The organism is Mesorhizobium sp. Cs1321R2N1, assembly GCF_037179725.1.
Lineage (GTDB): Bacteria > Pseudomonadota > Alphaproteobacteria > Rhizobiales > Rhizobiaceae > Mesorhizobium > Mesorhizobium salmacidum.
In genome coordinates this window covers 1-1049 of record NZ_JAPYKP010000319.1, presented here as the reverse complement: position 1 = coordinate 1049, position 1049 = coordinate 1, and the positions used below count along the sequence as shown (strand labels likewise).

Sequence of the window (1049 nt, the reverse complement as noted above, 5' to 3'; positions counted from 1 at the left end):
CTAGAGCGGGATGAAATTTATAAGAGTCGTGGGATTCCCAAATCATCGCCGTTCTGATTCAACATGCATGCTGGGAGGAGGCCAGCATGGATGGCAGGGTATTCGATGGATCTTCGCGAGCGGGTTGTCGCCGCGGTCAAGACGGAAGGGCTCTCGCGCCGCGCGGCGGCGGCTCGATTTGGCGTCAGCTATAGCGCGGCCATCGCGTGGCTTAAGCGCGTCGAAAAGACTGGCAGCGCTGCGCCTCGCCAGGTCGGCGGCTACAAACCGAAGAAGCTGTCGGGAGCGTGGCGCGACTGGCTGATCGAGCGCTGTCACGACAGGGACTTCACCTTGCGCGGCCTTGTGGCCGAACTTGGCGAGCGCGGTCTGAAGGTCGACTACCGTTCGGTGTGGGAGTTCGTGCATGCCGAGAAGCTCAGTCACAAAAAAAGACGCTGATCGCCGTCGAGCAGGATCGTCCCGATATCGCGCGACGGCGCATGCAGTGGGCGAAGTATCGGGGCCGGATCGATCCCACGCGACTGGTCTTCATTGACGAGACCTGGACCAAGACCAACATGTCGCCGCTCAGGGGCTGGGCGCCGGTTGGACAGCGCATCAAGGCCAAAGTGCCGCATGGCCACTGGAAGACCATGACCTTTCTGGCCGCGCTGCGCCACGATCGCGTCGAGGCGCCCTGGCTGATCGACGGACCGATCAACGGCGAGAGATTTCTTCTCTATGTCGAGAAGGTTCTGGCGCCGACCCTCCAGCCGGGCGACATCGTCATCATGGACAATCTCGGCTCGCACAAAGGCAAGGCGGTGCGCCGCGCCATACGCGCCGCCGGCGCCAGGCTCTTCTTCCTGCCGAAATACTCACCCGATCTCAATCCGATCGAACAGCTCTTTTCAAAGCTCAAGCACTGGCTGAGAAAGGCAGCAAGCCGCACCGTCCAAACCGTCTGCGACGCGATCGGCCAAATTCTCAACCGCATCACACCGACAGAATGCTCACACTACTTCGAAAACTCCGGCTATGACCGAAACTAATCTCATCACGCTCTA

At 60.5% G+C, this 1049-nt stretch carries 1 protein-coding gene; it reads left to right on the top strand.

Annotated features, from left to right (window positions below; translation table 11 throughout):
* Positions 1–90: 90 nt before the first annotated feature.
* A protein-coding gene (locus O7A61_RS32280; protein WP_442921142.1) for an IS630 family transposase occupies positions 91–1034 on the top strand; the annotation gives its coding sequence in 2 pieces (ribosomal slippage) (positions 91–420 and positions 423–1034; 942 coding nt in all).
* The last annotated feature ends 15 nt before the right edge of the window (positions 1035–1049 follow it).